The organism is Virgibacillus halotolerans (genome assembly GCF_016908515.1).
Taxonomy (GTDB): Bacteria; Bacillota; Bacilli; order Bacillales; family Amphibacillaceae; genus Virgibacillus_M; species Virgibacillus_M halotolerans.
The window spans coordinates 1-23,552 of the sequence record NZ_JAFBEA010000004.1 but is presented as its reverse complement, the minus strand read 5'-3'; the positions used below and the strand labels follow the sequence as shown (position 1 = coordinate 23,552).

The window sequence follows — 23,552 nt, the reverse complement described above, 5'->3', positions numbered from 1 at the left end:
TCAGGCCAGGATAGTCTCAAATCGGGAGAGAGGCACACCGAATCGGGCCGGAGCAGCACCAAATAGGCATAGGGTATCTATGTGTGATCTGACGATACCCCCACACCCCCACAAAAAAAGACTCCCGGGCAGCGTAAGCTGCCCGGGAGTCCGTCACTCTAGTATTCTAGTAGAAACGTTTAAAGCTATCGAAGTGCTGGCTCCAGTACGGGTTATCCAGACTGGTGATTGTTACGCCAGTTGAAGTACCTGCATGGATGAATTGGTTGTTTCCGATGTAGATTCCCATGTGTGAGATTCCACTTCTATAAGTGCCTGAGAAGAAGACGAGGTCTCCTACTTGTGGGCTGTTCACATAGTGTGAGCGGTCAAAGTAGCCGTCTGTTGATAGACGTGACATGCTCTTTCCAGCTTTGTTATATGCGTAATGGATAAATCCACTGCAGTCGAAGCCGCTTGTTGTTGCGCCGCCCCATACATATTTAGTACCTTGCACGCCTTTAGCTGTGCTGATAAGTGTGTTTACATTATAACCGGCACTAGTAGATGAACCTTTGTCTGAACTTGATGAACTACTGCTACCACCCTTGTTGCCGCTCGAGCTATTACTGCTACTACCAGCTTTCAAGTTTAGTTTCTTGCCGATGTGAATAAGATCAGAGCTTAGGTTGTTCCACTTTTTAAGATTTGCGACTGATACACCATGTCGTGATGCGATTTTAGATAATGAGTCACCAGATTTAACGACATAAACGGTGGAAGAGCTCGTTTTGCCTGAACTTGAACTAGAGCTATTGCCCTTATTCGATGATCCGCCAGAAGTTGATCCTGCTTTTAAATCCAATTTCTGACCGACTAAGATAAGATCAGATTTTAAGTTGTTCCACTTTTTCAAGTTAGCAACGGATACACCTTTTTGTGATGCAATTTTGGATAAAGAGTCCCCAGATTTAACCGTGTAAGTTTTGGAAGAACTACTTGAACTGGAACTGCTGCTCGAACTAGATGATCCACTACTTGATGTAGAGCCACTTGAGTTCACAGACAGTTTATTCCCAGGGTAGATTAATGTAGTATTTAAGTTATTCCATTTCATTAAATTGCTAAGGGAAACTTTGTGTTTCGATGCGATGCCGCTAAGGGTATCACCACTTTTAACTGTATATGTAGATGTACTAGTGGAATTAGAGTTTGATTTAGAGCTGCTATTAGAGTTGGATGAATTACCTTTACTTGTTTCAATCACTTGATTCGGGAAAATAAGATCGCCCGACAATTTATTGATAGATTTTAAACTAGAAACGCTCGTGTTATATTTCTGAGCTATATTCCATAGCGAGTCACCGCTTTTTACTTTATATGATGCTGCTTCTGCTTCGTCAGCGACAAAAACTGCAGATGCAATCGCTGCCGATGCGGTTACGGACATGAGAATCTTTTTATTGGCCAACCGATGTTTCCCCCTTTATTCTACAAAATTACTTAATAGTATCTATCAGTATAGCTATATTTCCATAATTTTCATAGATGATTACCGTATTTGTAATCCATTTGTAATCTGCATGTAATAAAGGACATAAAAAGAGGACATAAAAGAGGGACTTCCGAACCATACGAAGATCAACTTCAAAAAAAGATAAAAATTCGAAAAAGTAAACAAAAGCCAAATAGAATATGATATAATGTCGATTGTATTGTCAAGAAATAGGATTTATTATCATATTTTATGAGCAAAAAGACGGAGGTACAACATGGAAGAAACAATATCCCTCAAGGAAATATTTGAGGTATTAAAGAAACGCTTGTTGATGATTATTGTATTTATTCTAGGCACAGCTTTGATTGCGGCGATTGTAAGTTATTTTATATTAACCCCAACCTATCAATCTAGTTCGCAGTTCATCGTGAATCAGGGAAAACAAGATCAGGATGAACAATATAGTGCTGATAAGATTCGCTCCGATGTGGAGATGATAAATACATATAATGTCGTGCTGAAGAGCCCCGCTATTTTAGATGATGTTATCGATACACTTCATTTACCATATTCCGCTGGTGCATTAAGTGAAAAAATCCAAGTGGCCAGTGAAGAGAACTCACAAGTAGTTACCGTCACAGTTACGGATGAAGACCCGGCAGTAGCGGTTGAACTGGCAAATACAACAGTGGAAATCTTTCAGGATAAAATTGCCGATATTATGAATGTCGAAAACGTAAGTGTACTATCGGAAGCGGAACTGAGCCCGAGTCCGTCCCCAGTTGCACCGAATCCAATGTTGAATATTGCGATCGCGATTGTCCTTGGAGCGATGGTCGGTGTCGGTGTTGCCTTCTTACTGGAATACCTGGATAACACCATCACAACAGAGGATGATATCGAGAAAAAGCTGGGTCTACCTGTGCTAGGGGTGATTTCTCATATTAAAGATGAGGATGTCCGCGGGAATCATTATAATTTCCAACCCAATCGGTCGAAAAGAGGTGGCTATGATGGCGCGTAAAAAGAATCAATCTAAAAAAAATAGTACGGTTAGACATCTGATTGCAAAGCTGAATCCACGTTCACCAGTTTCTGAGCAATATCGTACCGTGAGAACGAATTTGCAGTTTGCCTCTGTCGATGAAGAACTTCGATCGATTCTGGTGACGTCGGCAGGTCCGACGGATGGGAAGTCGATGACCACGGCGAATCTTGCGGTCGTCTATGCCCAGCAAGGGAAAAAGGTCTTGCTGATTGATGCGGATTTAAGAAAACCTACCGTTCATTACACGTTCCGTCTGGATAATTTAAAAGGACTGAGCAATGTGCTCGTTGGAGAAAGTACGCTGGAAACAGCCACCAATAACTCGGAAGTGGATAACCTGGATATTATTTCCAGTGGGCCGATTCCGCCCAATCCATCCGAGTTACTTGCGTCCAAACGAATGGAGCAGCTCTTGAGCGATGCGAAAGTCACCTATGATCTGATAATATTCGATACTCCGCCCACCTTGGCTGTAACCGATGCACAAGTACTTGCGAACATTGTAGATGGATCTCTACTTGTAATCAGAAGTAAGCAAACCGAACTGGAAGCTGCAATCAAAGCGAAAGAAGCACTGGAACCGGCAAAAGCGAAACTGCTAGGTACCGTTCTTAACGATCGGGAGAAGGACAAGTCGAATAATTATTATTACTATTATGGTAACAACTAAATGGGAAACTCTTTGCGAATAAAAGCAAGGAGTTTCTCTGTTTTTTACTTGAAGATTGTGACATTAATGGTAAACTAGTATTAGTGCTATCGACCTATTTTTAAAGAAATTACAAAAAAGATGATTATTACAATTAGATAAAGGAAATAGGTTAAGTACAGCAAATTACAAATACTGGGGGCGTCCGACATGATTGATATACATTGCCACATACTACCAGGGATTGATGACGGGGCAAAAACAGAAGAAGAGAGTATTGAGATGGCAAAAGCGGCCTACACACAAGGAATCGATACGATCATAGCGACACCGCATTACGGAAATGGTAAATATGACAACGAGCGGAACAGCATTATTCGTAATGTGGCTATTTTAAATGAACTATTGGTTAAAGAAGACATCCCACTTACTATACTCGCAGGACAAGAAACACGCATCAACGGGGATATGATTGAAGCAATCAAGCGTGGCATCATTCAACCGTTACACGACACCAAATACCTCTTTGTTGAATATCCTTCTGATAGTGTACCCAGATATACGCAGCAACTGTTATTTGATATTCAAGTGGCAGGCTACACACCCATTATTGTCCATCCAGAACGAAACAGGGAATTGATACAAAACCCGAGAAAACTGTATGAAATTGTCAGGAAGGGCGCTCTCACACAAATTACAGCAGCAAGCCTCATCGGTAAATTTGGGAAAAACATTCAAAAATTCACGAACCAGCTGGTGGAAGCGAATCTCACTCATTTTATTGCATCAGATGCACATAATACAACGACACGGGGTTTTTGCTTGAAGGAAGCTTATCGCTATATGAAGGATCACTACGGCAGTGATTATTTCTACACCTTCTTGGAAAACAGCCAATTGCTCGTTGATAATAGCACCGTCAATAAAATGGAACCAATGATGATTAAAAAGAAAAAGATTCTCGGATTGTTTTAATGTGGGAAGGAAAAGCAAACATTTATCTAAAAAGGGGTCTTTCAGATGATAAAGGTGTTGCTAATAGAGGATCAAGGGCTATTTAGAGAAGGAGTAAATGCCTTAATTTCGGCTGTAGCAGATATCAAAGTTGTCGGTATGACAGAACATGGACAAGAAGCGTTCAAACAATTGGAGCAATTACAGCCTGACATTGTGCTCATGGATGTGTATATGCCAAAAATAGATGGCATTAAAACGACCGCCTACATCAAAGAAAACTACCCAACAGTAAAAGTTATATTATTGTCGGATCTTGCGGATGAAGATATTATCACAGCAGGACTCAGTGCCGGAGCGGATGGCTTTTTATTAAAAAAGCTGGATGCGAAGCGGTTAGTTCGGTCGATACGTGACGTTTATGAGGATCAGATTGTGCTCTCTGGAGAAGCAACAAGGATTCTTGCCCGGAAACTAAGGGAATATAAATATGATAAAAAAGAAATATTAGCCGAAAAGTTGGAGAATCATTATATCTATTTAACAAGAAGAGAAATGGATATTGCCTACTTGTTAATGCAAGATACGAGTAATCACCAAATGGCTCAAAAGTTATTTCTCAGTGAAGGGACGATAAAAAATTATATCAGTGACATCTATAATAAGATAGGACTGCGAAAACGCAATGAAGTCATAGGCTTTCTACAGGGATTGTGACTTTATTTGCCAAAAGTCACTTATATTATGACAGGGTATTTAGTATGATGTACCTGTGTCTTTTTTTGGCAATTATGACTAGAAATGATGGTGCCCCATGAACGCATTGGCACGATTAATTAACAAGTGGATACATGTGAGGGTGGGAACGACACGAATCGTTCATTATGCAACGAAAAACAGCAATATTATGAAAGTATACAAATTCAAAAACATCTTGTAAAAAACAGCAAAGAAAGGAGTGAGCGTATTGACCTATCGAAGCCGATTGACATTACTGATTATCCTTGATTCCATCATTATCAGTACTGCGATTTTTGTCGCATCATGGATTGTTTATCCTTTTGAATCCATATTGAAAACCGAAGCCATTGTTATTAGTGTAATTGCACTCTTAATCTTTCATCATTTATTTGCATTTATATTTAATCTGTATAACAAGGTTTGGTCCTATGCGAGTGTGGGTGAACTGCTAGCAATTGTACAAGCAGTTACATTGTCGATTATTGCAACGGGTATTGTGCAATTTTTGGCGAATGATTTTGTGATCTATCGCCGGGCATTACTTGTTACGTGGATGTTGCACATTATCTTCATTGGTGGTTCGCGATTTATATGGCGCATCTATCGGGATCGATACATAGCAAACAAAGGAAAACGAAAACGCACGCTCATCGTGGGAGCTGGCTCAGCTGGCGCAATGATCGCCCGGCAGTTAAAGAATGAACATAACAATGAAATGCAGCCAGTTGGATTCGTAGATGACGATCTTACCAAACAAAAAATGCAGCTTTATAATCTGTCTGTACTAGGCAAGGTCAAAGATATACCAGAAATTGTCGACAGCGAAAAGATTGAACATATCGTGATTGCAATCCCTTCGATGAAGAATGGCGCACTCGAGCAAATCGTGGAACAATGTGCAAGAACAAATGCGAAGGTCCAAATGATCCCCAAAATTGAAGATTTGATGACAGGGAGGGTGTCCGTCAGCCACTTGAAAAATGTCGAAGTGGAGGATTTATTGGGACGCGAACCTGTTGAACTGGACATCAATGCGATATCCGAATATGTGACAGGCAATACGGTCATGGTTACCGGTGCAGGTGGATCAATCGGATCGGAATTATGTCGCCAGTTGATGCGCTTTACACCAAGCAAAATCGTGCTTGTGGGGCACGGAGAATTCAGCATTTATACGATTAATATGGAGCTCCGAGAAAGCTTTGGGGAATGTGGCACGGAAATTGTAGCGGTGATTGGTGATGTACAAGATCGTAAACGGATTTTTGAAATTGTGGATCAGCATCAGCCGAACATTATCTATCATGCGGCGGCACATAAGCATGTACCGTTAATGGAATTTAACCCACATGAGGCGGTGAAGAACAATATCATTGGCACGAAAAATGTCGCAGAAGCTGCGGATACGTTTGGTGTAAATACGTTTGTCATGGTATCTACTGACAAAGCAGTAAATCCAACAAACGTGATGGGCGCAACCAAACGCGTCGCAGAAATGGTTGTTCAGGACTTATCCCAGCATAGCAAGACGAATTTTGTTGCTGTACGTTTTGGTAACGTACTTGGAAGCCGTGGTAGTGTGATTCCACTGTTTAAGAAACAAATTGAAAAAGGTGGGCCTGTTACCGTCACAGATCCGGAAATGACGCGTTACTTTATGACAATTCCAGAGGCATCGAGATTAGTCATTCAGGCGGGAACACTCGCCAAAGGCGGAGAAATCTTCGTCCTGGATATGGGTGAACCTGTGAAAATAGTTGACCTGGCTAAGAATCTTATTAAACTATCAGGCTATACAGAGGAAGAAATTCCAATAGAATTCGCAGGAATACGACCTGGTGAGAAGATGTATGAGGAACTCTTGGGCGAGGATGAAATATTGCCTGGAGAGGTTTATGATAAGATATATGTGGGGCGGACAGTTGAGGTGGACCGAAAGCAGTTGGATGCTTTGATTGATCAATTTGATTACTTTTCTTCGATTGAATTGAAGGACAAGCTGATGGAGATTGTGTTTATGGAACAAAAATTGATGACCGCGAAGAATTAGAAAGGCGTGTTTTAGGAAACTTAATTAATAGATTAGGAAGAGACTAAAATGAACTCAACTATTAAAGTAGTGAACAATAAAAATATATTTACCTTTTTTATATTAATTTCTCCATTTGCTTTATTAATAGCCGTGAAACCAGAAGACTGGTTTGGTGTAATATTAGTTATTTTAACTTTGTTTTATATTGTTACTCAGAAAGTATTCGTACAGAATATAAATACAGTTATTGCTATTTTAATTATGTTTTTTTTGAAAGCCGTAATATCTTTAATAAACAATAACTTTTTTACTATATATGGTGCAGGGGCAGACGCTAGTGGTTTTTTTAAAAATGCCGCTTATATCTCACAATATGATTTCGATATAAATTTAATAAATACCGGATCCCAATTATATGAAAATTATCTAGCTATTGTTTTTAATCTTACTGGGGTTTCTAAATTTTCTGGAGAAATGTTGTCTATTCTAATATTCATTATATCAGTTAGTTATTTGTTGAAAATAGCTGAAAACTTATATGGTTCGACATATAATACTTATCTAGTTTATTTCTTTGGTTTATTACCAGGTATGATTATTTATACCTCAATAACAATGAGGGAACCTTATCAAATTCTATTTTTTTTGATGTCTGTCTATTACTTTATTTTGGCGATGAAGAGAGGGAAATTTAGCTTTATCTTGTTTGTGAAGTTTTTTATTGTAGTTTTTATGTTAGGCATGCTTCATAATGGGTTATTGGCATTTACATTTGTAATTATAGGTATTGCTTTAAATAAAACATTAAAAGGCAGTCTTAGAATTAATAGTTTATTGATCAGAATTTTATTAACCACAATAGTATTAATGCTTTTTATAGCGTTTTTAAATGTTTTTGGAATTTCAACTCAAGCAAGTGATGCGATCTTAAAGGGAGATATAACATCTTATGTAGACAACTATAGAGATGGTGGTATTTCCTTAGACTCTAGGGCCCAATATGGGGTTGAACTTAATACTAATAATATTTATATGGTTATACTCACAGCGCCTTTAGTATTCATTAATTATATGATAGCACCATTTCCGTGGCAACTAACGTCCGTAATGGATATATATGCTGCGATAGAAAATATATTTAGAATTATATTGATTTTTGCTGCAATAAAGTATTTGAAAAAAAGTAAAGGATTAAAGAAAACTTTTTCGTATCAATTAATGATCCTGTTTATTTTAATGGAATTATTATGGTCCTTTGGGACGGTTAATTGGGGAACTGCAATTAGACATCATTTAATTGGTTATGGATTGATATTAATACTTGGAATGCCTGTTCTATCAAAAGCAATAAATTATTTTATTCGAAAGATAACTTAAAATAATTTAGGTGAAAGAATTATTCACGGTGAAAAATTATATGAAGCTATAGGCAAAGGTGTAAAATAATGAGTGAAAAATTTAATGGGATCAAAATTAAAAGTAAATTAACTTGGTCATTGGGAGGAAATATTGTATATGCTTTATCCCAATGGCTAATCATTACAATAATAGCAAAGTTTGGCTCTGCTGAAGATCTAGGTATATACTCTCTTGGATTAGCGTTAACTGCTCCAATAGTTCTCTTTTTTAGTTTTCAATTAAGAACTATTCTTGCTACAGATAGTAAAGATGAATTTACCTTTTCTCAATATTATGGTGGTAGAATTCTTCACTTAACATTATCTTATGTAGTTATAATTCCAATTGCGATAATATATAGCAATGACAGTGTAACAAGAAGTATTATTCTTCTAATGGGACTTGTGAAATATGTAGAGTCTTTAAGTGATATATGCATGGGGTACTTTCAAAAACAAAGTAGAATTGACTTAATTGGAAAATCCCAGCTGTATAGAGGTATCCTTACTGTAATAATTGTTGGATTTATCTATATATATACGCAAAATATTATACTTTCTATATCAGGACTTTTAATTGTAATGGTACTTAGATTGGTATTATATGATATTAAACATCTGAAACCATTTACAAAAGTTTCTCCTGTATTTGGTAGGAGCTCACTTAAACTTATGAAAATGGGCTTACCATTAGGTCTTACTGCATTGATTGGATCCTTGAATACAAATATCCCAAGATACTTTCTTGATTATTACTCAAGTATAGAAGAAGTGGGAATATATTCCGCGTTATATTATGTATTGATAGCAAGTAATATGTTAATTACTCCAATTTCTTTATTAGCTGCGCCAAGAATTGCGAATGCGTATAACCAAAAAGGTAGAAAAGCATTTACAAATGTTAATATACAATTTTTGACCTTTGCTATAATTGCTTTTTTAATAATTTTTATCCCTATTATTTTTCAAAGTGAACTTATTTTAACTATTATATACGGTGAAGACTATGCTTCTTACACAAATTCTTTTATTATAATTTCATTTTCATTATTATTTGGGTTTCTTTCGGCGTTTCTAAATCTATCTGTTATTTCAGCAAGATTAATTCGAATACAGCCGTTTATAAACCTAATAGCGACTGTAATCACCTTAATTACAGGATATTATCTTATTAGCTTATATGGTATTTATGGAGCTGCTTGGTCATTACTTATTTCCCGGTTTATACAATTTTTTCTTTACCTTGTTTTACTTTTGTATATAATTCGTAGGAAGGGGTTAGAAAACTCTTTTTAAATACTTTTCAATGTTTGATTTCAGCTTATGATAATTTTTAACAACATGTAGTTAATAATCAATTTTGAACTAGAAAAAGTTTGTTTAAAGCAGTTATAAGATTAGTTATTCTTTCTATTAAAAATGTCAATATTATGGTGCAGCACAAAAATAGATCATCAAAATCTAGTGTTATTAACACTTTAGAGTGTTGTATTAATATTAAGGAGAATCAGCGTACTATGAATTGGCCTAGTTGGATAAATACCCAGGATCACATTGGAAGTCAGTACCCATATTATTCTACCTACAAGGAACAACCATCTTTCAATTTGAACTTTAATGAAATTATGAAAACTATACCAAAAGGTGATATAGAACTTGACTTACAATCTGTAATAGAAATATTAATGAGAAGTTATATTATAGGTGATAAAACGTTAATAAAACCCATTAAACGTACGCCCTGGTTGGCAGAATATAATGCGGGATTGAATGAGTGGAATTATTTTGATGTCCCCCCCCATGGTAATAAGATGCTTGATTCTAAAGAAGCGGCAATCACTCTGAAGAAAATTGTATATGAAGAGACGTTGAACTTTATAGGTAATTATAAACGAGTAGGTATTCTTTTATCAGGAGGGATGGACAGTAGGATTCTAGCGGGAGTATTAAGGGAAACTCAGATTAATAAGGATTTTAATGGAGAGGTAATAGTTTATAATTGGGGAACTACTGATAGCCGTGATGTATGGTATGCAAAACAGATTGCCGATAAATACAATTGGGATTATAAATATTTCCCTTTAAATCCTGATGTACTAAAAGAAACATTTCACTTAGTTCAAAAGGTTGGAGCTGAAATCATACCCTATAATTTGCACGCCATGAATGCTGTGGCGCAAGATCCAGATAGTGATATTATTTTGGCAGGTAGTTATGGTGATACATTGGGAAGGGCCGAATATAATGGAATTCCACTTAAGAATGTTCCCCCCATTGTATTTGGCAATGCAAATAAATTAGGGTTGTTGAAGGAAGAGTTAATACAAGATCATTACACGCAAATGAAAACAGATTCAATGAATTATAGAAATACAATCGATCAACATCGACGTGAAGAATACCAATATAGGGAAACAGAATATCAAAGAAATCATTCTAGAAGATATTTAACTACCGCGATGAGTATTATAGCAATGGAAAAACCTTTGTTCCAGTTATTTACATCTCCAAAAGCTGTAGAGTATTTATGGGGGTTGGATTTATCAATAAGATCAGATGTACTTTATGAAAGCATATTGCCATTGTTGCCAGGGGATATATCTGAAATTCCTTGGGCTCGAACGGGGAAAGTATTTGGGCGTAATGATAAAAAGGTAATTGTAGACACTGGTAAATCTGCTTCACATGAATATGGTAAGTGGTTGAGAACTGATTTAAAGGGTTTTATTGACAAGGAACTAGATTTGAATTCATTAAGTGGTCTTGGTATTTTTAACGAAAGATCGTTAGAAAAAATTTACAAGTTATGGCCTAAAGCAGAGACGTCTAGCGTAAATAAACTTGATGCAACAATTAGCTGGCTAACGGCATTTACAATTTTTATCAAAAAAAATAATCTGAATAGCGCGGTTGAATACGAAAAAGTTCTGAAGGACCGAATTAATTCAATAATCATACCTTCAAAAATTGAAGGTTATCAAATTTTAAGAAACAAAATAAGGAAATAAAGTAAACAAGTGATGTGATTAAGATGCAGAAAAAAAAGATCACCCATATTATTACAGGATTGAATATGGGGGGAGCGGAAACAATGCTTTATAAACTTTTAAAGCATATAGATAAAAATAGGTTTGATGCGAATGTAATTTCCATGATGGATGAAGGTATTTATGGTGAAAAAATACGTGAGCTAGGTTTTGAAGTAATTAGTTTAAATATGAAACAAGGCAGACCAAGTATTAAAGGCATTAAAAAGGCAAAAAAAAATATCAAAGACACTGAAGTAATACAAACTTGGATGTATCACGCTGATTTATTTGGATATATGTTATTTAAGTTTTCAAAAGCTAGAAAGCTAATTTGGGGAATTAGAAGAAGCAATTTAGATCCAAATTTAAATAAAAGGTCTACAATTTTAGTAGCAAAAATTAATTCAAAGCTGTCAAAGAAAGTTGATACGGTTGTCAGTTGTTCCATTAAGGCTAAAGAAGTCCATAAAGAGTTTGGTTATTTTGATGAGAACTTACTTGTTATTCCAAATGGTTTTGAATTAAATCAGTTTAGTCCGGATGCTGAGGCTAAACCCAAAGTAAGCAAACTCATCGGAAGAAAAAGTGATATTCCATATATAGCGCATGTAGGACGCTGGAATATTTTAAAGGATTATCAAAATTTTATTAAAGCATTAAATAAAGTAAATCAAAAAGGAATTAAATTCCATGCTATTTTAGTAGGTACAAATATAGATAATAACAATCAAGAACTAATGGATTTAGTAAAGAAATATGATCTTATTAACAATGTGAGTCTACTAGGAAGAAGAGAAGATATACCTGTGATAATGTCGGGTGCTGATGTTTTTATTTCTTCTTCTAGTGGCGAAGGTTTCCCAAACGTTATAGGGGAGGCAATGGCGTGTGAGACACCTTGTGTTGTTACAGACGTTGGGGATTCTGCCTATATAGTTGGAAATACTGGAAAGGTTGTTCCTAGTAAAAACTCATATGCCTTATCCAAAGGCATAATTGACTTATTAAATCTATCTAATAAAGAAAGAGAACATTTAGGTTCATTAGCTCGTCAACGTGTAATCGATAATTTTGATATTCACCAAGTTACAATGCAGTATGAAGAATTATATCATTTATAGGCGGTGTAGGTATGAAAAAAGTATTAGTCACAGGTTCAGCTGGTTTTATAGGTTCACATCTATCGAGACGTTTATTAAAAGAAGGTCACCGAGTAATCGGAATAGACAACATAAACGATTACTATGATCCCAAACTAAAAGAAGATAGATTAGCTGAATTAAACCATGAAAACTTTACATTCGTGAAAACAGATCTCGAAGACTTAGATACTATTAATCAAACATTCAACCAATATAGACCCGAAATCGTAATTAATTTAGCAGCTCAAGCCGGAGTTCGTTATAGCCTAGAAAATCCACATGCATATATAAATTCAAATGTTGTTGGATTCACAAATATACTTGAGGCATGTCGTCATTATAAAGTAGAACACTTAATTTACGCATCATCTAGTTCAGTTTATGGTGCAAACACATCCAAGCCATTTTCAACAAGTGATAATATCGATCACCCATTAAGCTTATACGCAGCAACCAAAAAATCTAATGAACTATTTGCACATACGTACAGTCATTTATATGGACTACCAACAACAGGTCTACGATTCTTTACTGTTTATGGTCCATGGGGGCGTCCAGATATGGCATTGTTCTTGTTTACTAAAGCAATTGTAAATGATGAGCCAATTGACGTGTTTAATCATGGGAATATGATGCGTGATTTCACATATGTGGATGATATTGTTGAAAGTATTACAAGATTGACTAAAAGACCTGCACAATCGAATCCGGACTGGTCTGGTGCCAATCCAGATCCAGGATCAAGCTATGCGCCATATAAGGTTTATAACATCGGAAATAACAGCCCTGTAAGATTAATGGACTTTATAGAAGCAATCGAAAACAAGTTAGGAAAAACGGCTAAGAAGAACTTCTTGCCACTTCAAGCTGGTGATGTACCAGAAACCTATGCAAATGTGGAAGATCTGTTTAGAGATATCGATTTTAAACCGGAAACTTCCATTCAAGATGGGGTAAATAAATTTATAGACTGGTATTTAGAATATTATGGGGTGAAGTTATAATGGAACGAACAATCGCAGTGGTGGGTTTAGGCTATGTAGGATTACCATTGGCAGTATCATTCGGTAAGAAGCGAGATATTATTGGATTTGATATAAATGAACAACGTATCGAAGAATTAAAAGATGGCTTTGATAAAACAAATGAAGTAGAAATGGATGATTTAAAAAGTGCATCTGTCGAATTTACAGCTAACTCGGCGGATCTGGATAAGGCAGACTTTATTATTGTTGCTGTACCAACACCAATTACGGAGAATAAACAACCTAATTTAGTGCCACTTCAAAAGGCATCTGAAACAATTGGTAAAAACCTAGCTAAAGGAACAATTGTTGTGTACGAATCTACTGTTTATCCAGGAGCGACAGAAGAAGAATGTATTCCTGTATTGGAAAAGGCGTCAGGTATGAAATGTGGGGAAGATTTCTTTGTTGGTTATTCTCCGGAAAGAATCAATCCCGGTGATAAAGAACATACATTTACTACCATTACTAAAGTTGTATCCGGTCAAAATGATGAAGTGCTAGAAACAGTGGCAGATGTATATGGCTCGGTTGTAGAAGCTGGCGTTTATAAAGCCAGTTCTATTAAAGTTGCAGAGGCAGCAAAAGTAATTGAAAATACCCAGCGTGATCTTAATATTTCCCTAATGAATGAATTAGCCATCATTTTCGATAAGTTGGATATTGATACATCGGAAGTATTGGCTGCAGCAGGGACAAAATGGAATTTCTTGAACTTTAAACCAGGTCTTGTTGGTGGACATTGTATTGGCGTAGATCCTTATTATTTAACACATAAAGCCGAGCAGATTGGTCACCATCCAGAAGTGATTTTAGCTGGAAGAAAAACGAATGATCATGTCGGCAACTTCATTGCAACATCATTAGTGAAACAAATGATCAAGAAGAATATGCCTATTCAGGGGTCAAAAGTAACTATTCTAGGTCTTACTTTTAAAGAAAATGTTCCCGATTTACGTAATACGAGAGTTGTAGACGTTATTGATGAACTAAAAGATTTTGGAGTAGAAGTGCAGGTTACCGATGCATATGCCGATGCAAATGAAGCATTTGGAGAATATGGCATTGACTTGATTCCATACGAAGAGCTAAAACCGGCGGATGCAGTGGTATATACTGTTCCCCATGACGCTTATGCAGATAAGGGATGGGAAGTCTTTGATCACTTACTGAAACATGGAAAAGGCATCGTAGTAGATGTTAAAAGTAAGTTAGAGAAAGATGCTTGTCCGGATAATATTCAGCTTTGGAGATTGTAAAATGGCCAAAGGAAAAGTACTGCAGATTTGCGCGATTGATCTTACCGTAGATAAATTATTAAAGCCCTTGATCATCGAGTCAAATAAGAAAGGTTTTGAGACCCATATTGCTTGCACGGATACGGGTCTCTTTTCCAAATTAGAAAAAGAACTACCTAACTTGTATGATATTAAAATTGATAGGTCAATAAGTATATTTTCAAATATAAAATCAATTTATGACTTGTACAAATTAATGAGCAAAGAAAAGTACGATATTGTTCATGTACATACGCCAATTGCGGCATTGCTTGGAAGGGTAGCAGCTAAATTAGCCGGAGTAAAAAACATTGTGTATACAGCACATGGATTTTACTTTCATGAGGATATGTCGAAGAAACAGTATAATTTTTATTATAATATTGAGAAGTATGCAGCAAAGTTTATGACAGATTGGTTGCTACTTCAAAGTAAGGAAGACTATGAGTTATCGGTGGAAAATAAGTTTTTAAATCAATCTAGAATTATTCATTTAAGTAATGGTGTAGATCTGGAAAATAATTTAAACCCGGATTTAATGGATTATCGTCATATTAGTGCGCTAAAAAATGAAATAGGCATACAACCGAGCGATATTGTTTTTTCCTTTATCGGGCGATTGGTGGAAGAAAAAGGTGTACTCGAATTACTAAGGGCATTTGGAGAATTAAAAGAACACCATTCTAATGTAAAATTATTGCTGATTGGTGATCTACCGAATAGTGAAAGAGATATTACAGCGATAAATGAAATCAAAAGATTAATGAATCAAGAAGGAGTAATACCTTTAGGCTTTAGAGATGATATTAGCCAGTTGTTGTATTCGAGCAATGTCTTTATTCTTCCTTCCTATAGAGAGGGGCTACCGAGATCGATTATTGAAGCGATGGCCATGGAGAATGCAATTATTGCTACGAATATTAGAGGATGTAGAGAACAAGTATTTGAAGAGAATGGTCTCTTGATTGATAGAAGATCGAGTGAGCAATTGGTTGACGCTATGGAGACGATGTTGGACAATCCTGAGAGAATTGAACGGATGGGGATTGCGTCTAGGGAAATTGCCTTGGAGCTTTTTAATGAGGAGAAGGTTTTGGGGAAGCAGATGGAGTTGTTTGGGGAGTTGACTAACAAAGTTGATAGGAAAAATGATTAACATTTTAGGAGGGAAGCTTTGGAAAAGCCATCATATCTTTATCATTACGCTAGCATAGAGACGCTTGCATTAATATTGAATAATAAAACAATACGATTTAGCAGTCTTTCAAAAGTTGATGACATAGAGGAGCAAGGTACAGTTGATTTTGGGGATCTAGGGAGATTTACTTTTGTTAGCTGTTGGTCAAATGACCCTGAGGAATCAATACCACTATGGAACTTATATACACCTAATATGACTGGTGTTAGAATTAGACTTCCAATTAATCCATTTAAAATAACTCAAATTCAACCTGATGGGAAATACATTAAAGAAAGCTACTCAACTCATCCAATTTTAACTAATGAAATGCTTTTTGAACATGGTTGCATATTAAGCCCACCCTATACAGCTAGTCTTTGCCAAGTCCAGTATACGGATGACTATGATAAAATAAATCGAAAAGTATTAACGGAAAACGACAAAACAAGCATTGAAAATGGCGTTAAGAGAACAAGCTCGGAAAAAAAGGTAAGTACAAAAGATTTAGGGATTTATAAAAGTAAAAAGTGGAAGTTTCAAAAAGAATACCGTTATAAATTCTTTATTACCCCCTGGACATTTCGTGACTTAGAAGAAGTGAAGAAACCAGAAGATCAGATAAATTTATTTGATCAACTTAGAACGAAAAAATTAACGAAAGACTTTTTTGATCTAGATTTAGATGAAAAGGCTATAAAAAACATGGAAATTTTAATAGGACCAAGAACTAATAAAGCCCAAAAGCAAATTATACACAGTTTAGTATCCGATTTGAATTCATCAGCAGTTATTAAAGAAAGTGAATTAAAAATTCGTTAATAGAGTGTGATATGGAGAAAATGAAGTGATAGAATGATTTGAATAAATCGTGACTTTATAACATTAAAGATTTTAATATATCAAGACTAGTGGTCTGAAAAATAAAAGAGCAATCGCATCCAGACCTTCACATTGTTGATATTCAAGAAAAGGGAAGTTTTGAAAAAATCACAAAGAGATTTAGGGAGATTAAGAGCAGGTGTTGTACTTAAATTACAATGAGTCAATTAAATGGAAGCAATTTTGTTGTTTGGCTAATAGAGATGTATTAGAAACTTTCTAACACATAACATTACCATGTCCTTTCTAATGCTACTACTGATACCTGTGTAATTAAAAAACGTATTTAAGTTAGTAAATTAATAGGGGGTAATTCTAAATTGATTGCAACGACACAAGATCCATTGTTGACAACATTACTGGTTACTTTAATAGTCGCTATTTTAGCTCAGCTTTTATCACATTTTCTAACCACTATAAGAGATAGAAAAAGCTATTTTATGCAAAGAAATCAAAATTTGTATTCAAATGTAATGGTTTTTATGTCCAACTATATGGCTATTAAAACTAATCCGAAGAAGAATCATGATGTGCATGATAATATTGTAGAAAATGATCTATTAGAAATCACTATTGAAAAATTGAATGAAAATATTAAATATTCCTCTCTAGATTTACTAAGAATTTATGAGAGGTTTATTGGCTATGGATACTTTGAACTTGGTAGAGGAGATAGCGAGGAAGCAGATAAACATACATTAGTATATTTTTTAATAGAGGACTTGATTAAATATAGTAAATGGACAAGAATTTATAGTAGATCTGACAGGAAAAGATTAAAACAACAAAAGTATTACTATGGGTTGTGTGCAATATCACTTTATTTTTTTGAAATGGAACAAGCGGAAACAATACTTCAAATGGAAAACTGGACTGGAAAACATAAGACCAAGTTTCCAAGCTTACGAGAAGAGTTACTTACATTAGATACTAATATGATGACTAAGAGTTTGTTAGAACACCTTACACCAGTTGATGATGCTAATAATAGAATGTACAGTGGAATCATCGATGAATTGAAGAAATACTAAAGTAATAGGAATAACGTAAGAGAAAAAAAGGGATGGCAAGGTGATCAAAATAAAAAGATGTTTCGATTTTATAGTGTCCTTAATAGCAATTATTCTACTTTCATTATTTATAGCAATAACAGCAATTATAGTGCGTTTTAAGTTAGGTTCCCCAGTTCTTTTCAAACAGCAACGTCCCGGTCTTTATGGCAAACCTTTTTACGTGTATAAGTTTAGAACAATGACGGATAAGCGTGACGAAGAAGGGACCCTTTTACCGGACAATGTTCGTCTGACCAAGACTGGAAAAATCATACGTAAGCTAAGCTTGGATGAGCTTCCTCAACTGTTTAATGTGCTTAAAGGTGACATTAGCCTAGTGGGACCGCGACCTTTACTAATGGAATATTTACCTTTATATACAAAAGAGCAAGCAAGAAGGCATGAGTTGAAGCCAGGTATCACTGGCTGGGCACAAGTGAATGGTCGCAACGCAATCAGCTGGGAAGAGAAATTTGAGCTAGATGTCTGGTATGTAGATCATCAATCGTTTTGGTTAGATATAAAGATACTGTTCATGACGGTATTGAAGGTCTTTAAATCTGAGGGAATTAATCAGGATGGACAGGCAACGATAGAGAAATTCAAAGGGTATGATGAAAGGAAAACGAACAATGACTAATGTAGTTTTGATTGGTGCTGGCGGACATAGTAAGGTTATTCAAGACATTGTGAATGCACATGATGATCTAACGTTGCACGCTATTTTGGATCAAAGCATTGAGCAAAAGGAATTTGTCGAAGGTGTTATTTATGCACATACCGATATGATTGAAAGTTTGGTGGACGATTGTAAATTCTGTATTGCAATAGGCAATAATAAAGTGCGGCAAAAGCTTATTGGGGAGTTTAACATCCCTTTAGAAAAATATATCGCTTTAATCCATCCCACTGCAATAATTAGTCCCTCAGCAGCAATTGGACGCGGAACGGTTGTTATGCCACATGCAGTGATCAATGCCGATACTGTTATTGGAAATCATAGTATTATTAACAGTGGGGCAGTTATAGAGCATGACAATAGATTAAGGGACTTTGTCCATATATCTCCTAACGCTACTTTAGCAGGAACTGTAACAGTTGGTGAAGGAACGCATGTGGGGGCGGGAGCGATTGTGATTCCGGAGAAAGAGATAGGTAGTTGGTCCGTGGTTGGTGCGGGTGCTGTTGTGGTGAGTGATGTTGGGGATAAGGTTAGTGTTGTTGGTGTGCCGGCGAAGGAAATGAATAAAGGTAATAAATGATAAAATGGACGACCATAAGTTCAATTCTTCAAATTGAGTGCTAGCTATTCTAAAAATTAAATAAGCCCACCGGTGACAATTAGAGAAATATATGAACTCCAATGGCTTCAATTGAAAATTCCATTTGATTAACACTACACGAAGGCAATAACTAAATTAGATGAATTATGATTTTTGACTAATTCGCTAGCGATTATTTAAGGTATTCATAGGATTTTATGAGAATGTTATCTTAAACTTGAATATCTTATTCTTAAGAAGTCATTAGTTAGTTGACAAATTTCAAAAAGGTATTGACGTTATTAAAGGATATGTGCTGTTTATTATGGTATTATAGTACTATTAGATAATTTAAAATAAGGTAAGGTGGAGAATGTGGGTACAAGTAATAATGTTATTTTGAATAGACTTTTTACTCAAAGTATATTTATGGACTTAATAAATGATAATCATAATAAATTATATGATACTTGCATTCGAAATTATTCAAATAACATAGAACTATCAAAAAATGAAGTTTTAATAAATAAAGTGTATGAATATTTAACCCAAGAATACAGGAATGAATATTTTTATAAAAACACACTCTTAAATAAAATTTTACTTGGGCGGCATAGCCTAAACACAACAACAGCGTTGTCAGAAATACCTATAAACAAATCTAAGGCTGATTTCATTTTAATAAATGGTAAGGCGACAGTTTATGAAATAAAAACAGGATTAGATACTTTTGATAGGCTTGATGCACAAATCAATGACTATTACAAAGCCTTCAATCGGGTATGCGTAGTAACTTGTGAATCTAATTATGAAAAAATAACCGATATTTTGAAGGATACAAAGGTTGGAATCTGTATATTAACTGATAAAAATACGATAAGTACAAGAAAAGCACCAGTTGAAGACAATTCAAATTTAGACTATACAGTAATGTTTAAACTTCTTAGGAAAAAGGAATTTGAACACATTTTGAAAAAGCATTACGGTCAACTTCCTATCACTACACAGGTTAATTACTATAAAGAATGCTTTGAACTTTTTAAGGAGATTGATATTAATACTCTTTATAAATATATGTTGAAGGAACTTAAAAAAAGAAATATAAAAGAAATCGAGGAATATAAAGATACTCCCTATGCACTTAAGTTTTTGGTTTACTTTTCCAAATTCAAGAAAAGCGATTATAAGAAACTAAATGTATTTTTAGAAAAAAAATGGAGGTATTAGATATGTATTTTCCGTATTTAAGAGGTAGACAATTCGAACTGTTAGCACTGAGAGAATTGGCAGAACATAATCTACTGAGCAAAAAAGTTACCCCTATTATAGAACCAATAAAACCATCGTCAACCTTAATAAAAACGATGGGACTGTTTATAGAGAAGAATAGATATTTCGCAGTTATTCACAATCCTCAAGTTGGTAGTTTTAATAAGGAGCTTGCTAGTCTTGAGGCTAATAATATTAATGAAAACTTAATGAAAGCGCTTCAGGATAAACGTATAATTAAATCCCATATAATAAATGAAAATAGCCATGCCGAGCTTGATAAGTTACTGTCGGAAGGAAATAAAAGGGATGAGCTATTATTAATAAATAATGCTAGTGATTATATCGATACTTATCTAACAAAGTTTAGTGACAAAAAAGCAAAATATATTTTAATTCCAGATAAAAGTACTTTTAAAAGAAGAATTAAAGCAAAAGAAAATAGAATTTCACTTGATGACAAATTTAAAAAGAAGGCAAGAAATGCCGATTATTTAGAAGTTGAAGATGAACCTTTCTCAGAAGACCATCTTTATTATGAAGAAGATGGCTACCTTGGATTTTCAGACTACTCAATCGTAGGGGCGGACTTTTTTGAATCGGGTTTTGCTCCCTATGCAGTAGCAATACATATCGTTTATTTGGATTCCGAGCAAAAGTTACGAATTAAACATTTCGTTTCTGATACAAATGAAGATTTTAATGATCCGGCAGGGAAGTTTTATGAAGCTCTAAAAAAGCTCATGGCATGGAAATCTAAGACAGCCATAGATACACGTGGTATGAGAGAGTTCACAAAGCATTATGAACGAGGAACATATCCAGGCTTAGGTACAGTAAAAAAACTTTCAATCATGCACCATGTTGAATTGGTAAGTAAGTACTTGGATGGAGAGTCGAATAAATATGATATGCTGCAATAGGTGTTTTAAAGATGTGGAAATTAAGGCGATTATTAAAAGTTTAAATGTCACGGGTGATTGTAAAACTTGCAATGGAAAAAATGTATATATCTATGACACTACAATACATGGCCAATTGGTAGATGTTTTCAATGAATTATTGGAAGTATATTTGCCTACAAATCATCTTCCTGATGATTACCCAAGAGAGAAGATGAATCTACTAAAAGACGAGTTATACGAGAAATGGGGAATTTTCAATATTGATAAAGAGAAAATTTATACCTTAATCACGAATATATGCTATGAAAAATACAATGAGTATCCAGAAATTTTCGATTCCCCGATAAGTATTATGAAATTAAATGATAATGAATATTTACAAGGTAATTCCATTACGAAAACCCATAGTTGGGAGCATTTTGTTAAAGAAATTCAAACAAATAATAGATTTCATACGGATTATATAAATACAAATGTTTTAGATATGTTTTGCGGAAATGTAAAAAAGACTTATAAGGGAGGTACTATATTGTATAGGGCCAGAATATCAACGGAAGACGGTTTTACAATAAGTGAAATGGGGGCTCCACCTTCTAATAAAGCATCGGATGGGCGTGCAAATCCATTAGGGATAAGTTGCCTTTATTTAGCTAGTGATAGAGAAACTACGTTACATGAGATAAAAGCTGGGGCATATGATTATGTTACAATTGGTGAATTTGAATTACAAGAAGATATTGATGTTATTGATTTTATTGCCTTAGATAAAATAGGTCCTTTTTCGGGTATAGATATGACTTTACACGCAATTAATAAAGAAAATACACAAAAAATTGGTAATGAAATAGCAAAGCCACTTAGAAGGAATGATGGTCCACTTGATTATCTGCCAACACAATATATTACCGACTTTATAAAAAGTAAAGGTTATAAAGGTATTAAGTATAAAAGTACAATGAATAAAGATGGTTATAATTTGGCAATCTTTAATCCGGGTTTATTTCAATGTCGAGATATATGTGTATATGATGTTAGAGGAATAAAATATGATTCTGTTCCTTTGTATGATTGAGAACTATAGGAAGGATAAAGTTTATGGATTACACTGAGGGTTCAACCTAACAGTTTAGTTTTGCACTTTCATACCTGCGATACAAATATCTAGAGTAGTTGGACTGCTTTTGACATAAAAGATGTCATTCGATTACACGAGAGCTAAGAATGCATTTCAATATCTGGGAATAATTCTTCACTAAATTTTTTATGATCAGGACGCTAAATTGGTAGTCAGTGAAATTGCAGGATGGGGGTTGAATTAAGTTATGAGTAAATTAAAGGTATCATTTAATAGCGTACAGGACGATAATACGGGTGTTCCGATGCTGCTCAAGAGGACTTTTAGAAAAAATTGGATAACTTAATTGAAGGAAGTTGGAATTATTATATTAACGAAGTCTTCTCAGCTGAGGAAATGCTTCTTTTAAAATTAAACAGCAAGACTAAAATGTTAGAAAGGTGGATGGAAATTGTAGAAAAGTACAACCTTACAGAAGTAACTGTTAAAGAAGTTGATATTGCTAACCTATTGAAATATTGTAAAGAGGATAGTATTGCTGGGATGACTAATACTGCCAATAAAATATTATCTAAAATTCATTAGGAAAAAATAAAAAGTACAATTGAAAAAATGGTTTAATGGGGTAGCATCAAATAAACCTATGGTTAACCGTGCAGGTATATTCATAATAAACTAGCGTTTTTTTGGTTATCGTTCTGTCAGGCATTTGGTTTAACAGGGAAGTGTGTTTTCTAATATTTAAGTAGAATGGTTATAAAAAATATCTAATAAATGGATAAATATGGACTATAATTGATTAAACAATCCTAAACAATGGGTAACGGGGAACTAATAACCGTGTAAATCTCGTTAAAGGGAATGCGAAGTGCTGGGAAACTAGTATGCTTCGTGTGAAGCTGGAAAAATGTCAGAGATCATTTCAAACGCTTACCTACTGCTGATGGGTGTGGAGTAATAGCAATATGAAATGTGTATGCTTGGAAGTATATTCGACTGAAATGGAGGAAACTTTTTGAATGACTTTTGGTCAGGTGCTTTATCTAGTCTTATTGGAGCGATAGTGATATGCTCCCCTTAAGGTAGACAGATTAAAAAATAAAATCTGTTTTCCTTAAGGGGAGTTTTTGTATGTCTAAAAGATCTCATTCACGTAAAT

Annotated in this window: 21 protein-coding genes; 20 read left to right on the top strand and 1 reads right to left on the bottom strand. The window is 35.0% G+C overall.

What is annotated here, in order from left to right; translation table 11 throughout:
- Positions 1-166: 166 nt before the first annotated feature.
- Positions 167-1,450 carry a C40 family peptidase gene (locus tag JOC34_RS11285; RefSeq protein WP_239544326.1) on the bottom strand — a complete coding sequence of 428 codons (1,284 nt, stop codon included), beginning with the start codon at positions 1,448-1,450 and terminating at the stop codon, positions 167-169.
- A gap of 301 nt (positions 1,451-1,751) precedes the next feature.
- Between JOC34_RS11285 and JOC34_RS11280 the strand changes: the two genes are divergently transcribed.
- From JOC34_RS11280 to JOC34_RS11185, 20 genes are all read left to right on the top strand, one after another.
- Positions 1,752-2,501 carry a YveK family protein gene (locus JOC34_RS11280; RefSeq protein WP_205136872.1) on the top strand — a complete coding sequence of 250 codons (750 nt, stop codon included), beginning with the start codon at positions 1,752-1,754 and terminating at the stop codon, positions 2,499-2,501.
- Positions 2,491-3,195 carry a CpsD/CapB family tyrosine-protein kinase gene (locus JOC34_RS11275; protein ID WP_205136871.1) on the top strand — a complete coding sequence of 235 codons (705 nt, stop codon included), beginning with the start codon at positions 2,491-2,493 and terminating at the stop codon, positions 3,193-3,195. The genes JOC34_RS11280 and JOC34_RS11275 overlap by 11 nt, the downstream gene beginning before the upstream one ends.
- Before the next feature lie 189 nt (positions 3,196-3,384).
- On the top strand, positions 3,385-4,149 hold the full coding sequence (locus tag JOC34_RS11270; RefSeq protein ID WP_205136870.1) for a tyrosine-protein phosphatase: 765 nt from the start codon (positions 3,385-3,387) through the stop codon (positions 4,147-4,149).
- Between the two features lie 45 nt (positions 4,150-4,194).
- The gene (locus JOC34_RS11265) at positions 4,195-4,845 is read left to right on the top strand and encodes a response regulator (protein WP_205136869.1); all 651 of its coding nucleotides are present in this window, start codon (positions 4,195-4,197) and stop codon (positions 4,843-4,845) included.
- A 250-nt stretch (positions 4,846-5,095) separates the two neighbouring features.
- Positions 5,096-6,919: a polysaccharide biosynthesis protein gene (locus tag JOC34_RS11260; protein ID WP_205136868.1), complete on the top strand. Its 1,824-nt coding sequence runs from the start codon at positions 5,096-5,098 to the stop codon at positions 6,917-6,919.
- 48 nt (positions 6,920-6,967) lie between these two features.
- Positions 6,968-8,278: a hypothetical protein gene (locus tag JOC34_RS11255; RefSeq protein ID WP_205136867.1), complete on the top strand. Its 1,311-nt coding sequence runs from the start codon at positions 6,968-6,970 to the stop codon at positions 8,276-8,278.
- A 68-nt stretch (positions 8,279-8,346) separates the two neighbouring features.
- Positions 8,347-9,594 (top strand): lipopolysaccharide biosynthesis protein, encoded by a 1,248-nt coding sequence (locus JOC34_RS11250; RefSeq protein ID WP_205136866.1) that lies wholly within the window; start codon positions 8,347-8,349, stop codon positions 9,592-9,594.
- A 221-nt stretch (positions 9,595-9,815) separates the two neighbouring features.
- Entirely contained in the window at positions 9,816-11,306 is a 1,491-nt protein-coding gene (locus JOC34_RS11245) for an asparagine synthase-related protein (protein WP_205136865.1), read from the top strand.
- A gap of 23 nt (positions 11,307-11,329) precedes the next feature.
- The gene (locus JOC34_RS11240; RefSeq protein WP_205136864.1) at positions 11,330-12,448 is read left to right on the top strand and encodes a glycosyltransferase; all 1,119 of its coding nucleotides are present in this window, start codon (positions 11,330-11,332) and stop codon (positions 12,446-12,448) included.
- 11 nt (positions 12,449-12,459) lie between these two features.
- On the top strand, positions 12,460-13,473 hold the full coding sequence (locus tag JOC34_RS11235; protein ID WP_205136863.1) for an NAD-dependent epimerase: 1,014 nt from the start codon (positions 12,460-12,462) through the stop codon (positions 13,471-13,473).
- Entirely contained in the window at positions 13,473-14,753 is a 1,281-nt protein-coding gene (locus JOC34_RS11230; protein ID WP_205136862.1) for a nucleotide sugar dehydrogenase, read from the top strand. The genes JOC34_RS11235 and JOC34_RS11230 overlap by 1 nt, the downstream gene beginning before the upstream one ends.
- 1 nt (position 14,754) lies before the next feature.
- Positions 14,755-15,927: a glycosyltransferase family 4 protein gene (locus JOC34_RS11225; protein WP_205136861.1), complete on the top strand. Its 1,173-nt coding sequence runs from the start codon at positions 14,755-14,757 to the stop codon at positions 15,925-15,927.
- Positions 15,928-15,945: 18 nt separating this feature from the next.
- Positions 15,946-16,770 (top strand): DUF2971 domain-containing protein, encoded by an 825-nt coding sequence (locus tag JOC34_RS11220; RefSeq protein ID WP_205136860.1) that lies wholly within the window; start codon positions 15,946-15,948, stop codon positions 16,768-16,770.
- 380 nt (positions 16,771-17,150) lie between these two features.
- The gene (locus tag JOC34_RS11215) at positions 17,151-17,861 is read left to right on the top strand and encodes a hypothetical protein (protein ID WP_205136859.1); all 711 of its coding nucleotides are present in this window, start codon (positions 17,151-17,153) and stop codon (positions 17,859-17,861) included.
- A 49-nt stretch (positions 17,862-17,910) separates the two neighbouring features.
- The gene (locus tag JOC34_RS11210) at positions 17,911-18,522 is read left to right on the top strand and encodes a sugar transferase (protein ID WP_420856138.1); all 612 of its coding nucleotides are present in this window, start codon (positions 17,911-17,913) and stop codon (positions 18,520-18,522) included.
- Positions 18,515-19,144: a NeuD/PglB/VioB family sugar acetyltransferase gene (locus tag JOC34_RS11205; RefSeq protein ID WP_205136858.1), complete on the top strand. Its 630-nt coding sequence runs from the start codon at positions 18,515-18,517 to the stop codon at positions 19,142-19,144. Before JOC34_RS11210 ends, JOC34_RS11205 begins: the two co-directional genes overlap by 8 nt.
- Positions 19,145-19,519: 375 nt before the next feature.
- On the top strand, positions 19,520-20,371 hold the full coding sequence (locus JOC34_RS11200) for a sce7726 family protein (protein WP_338062669.1): 852 nt from the start codon (positions 19,520-19,522) through the stop codon (positions 20,369-20,371).
- A 2-nt stretch (positions 20,372-20,373) separates the two neighbouring features.
- Complete coding sequence (locus tag JOC34_RS11195) at positions 20,374-21,336, top strand: sce7725 family protein (protein ID WP_205136857.1); 963 nt, start codon at positions 20,374-20,376, stop codon at positions 21,334-21,336.
- 13 nt (positions 21,337-21,349) lie between these two features.
- Entirely contained in the window at positions 21,350-22,390 is a 1,041-nt protein-coding gene (locus JOC34_RS22100; protein WP_205136856.1) for an RES domain-containing protein, read from the top strand.
- A 336-nt stretch (positions 22,391-22,726) separates the two neighbouring features.
- Positions 22,727-22,978 carry a hypothetical protein gene (locus JOC34_RS11185; protein ID WP_205136855.1) on the top strand — a complete coding sequence of 84 codons (252 nt, stop codon included), beginning with the start codon at positions 22,727-22,729 and terminating at the stop codon, positions 22,976-22,978.
- The last annotated feature ends 574 nt before the right edge of the window (positions 22,979-23,552 follow it).

Coding starts and splice junctions, on each gene's coding strand:
- JOC34_RS11205 (WP_205136858.1), top strand. CDS start 18,515: ATGACTAATGTAGTTTTGATTGGTGCTGGCGGACATAGTAAGGTTATT.
- JOC34_RS11270 (WP_205136870.1), top strand. CDS start 3,385: ATGATTGATATACATTGCCACATACTACCAGGGATTGATGACGGGGCA.
- JOC34_RS11230 (WP_205136862.1), top strand. CDS start 13,473: ATGGAACGAACAATCGCAGTGGTGGGTTTAGGCTATGTAGGATTACCA.
- JOC34_RS11265 (WP_205136869.1), top strand. CDS start 4,195: ATGATAAAGGTGTTGCTAATAGAGGATCAAGGGCTATTTAGAGAAGGA.
- JOC34_RS11240 (WP_205136864.1), top strand. CDS start 11,330: ATGCAGAAAAAAAAGATCACCCATATTATTACAGGATTGAATATGGGG.
- JOC34_RS11250 (WP_205136866.1), top strand. CDS start 8,347: ATGAGTGAAAAATTTAATGGGATCAAAATTAAAAGTAAATTAACTTGG.
- JOC34_RS11275 (WP_205136871.1), top strand. CDS start 2,491: ATGGCGCGTAAAAAGAATCAATCTAAAAAAAATAGTACGGTTAGACAT.
- JOC34_RS11280 (WP_205136872.1), top strand. CDS start 1,752: ATGGAAGAAACAATATCCCTCAAGGAAATATTTGAGGTATTAAAGAAA.
- JOC34_RS11255 (WP_205136867.1), top strand. CDS start 6,968: ATGAACTCAACTATTAAAGTAGTGAACAATAAAAATATATTTACCTTT.
- JOC34_RS11235 (WP_205136863.1), top strand. CDS start 12,460: ATGAAAAAAGTATTAGTCACAGGTTCAGCTGGTTTTATAGGTTCACAT.
- JOC34_RS11195 (WP_205136857.1), top strand. CDS start 20,374: ATGTATTTTCCGTATTTAAGAGGTAGACAATTCGAACTGTTAGCACTG.
- JOC34_RS11245 (WP_205136865.1), top strand. CDS start 9,816: ATGAATTGGCCTAGTTGGATAAATACCCAGGATCACATTGGAAGTCAG.
- JOC34_RS11225 (WP_205136861.1), top strand. CDS start 14,755: ATGGCCAAAGGAAAAGTACTGCAGATTTGCGCGATTGATCTTACCGTA.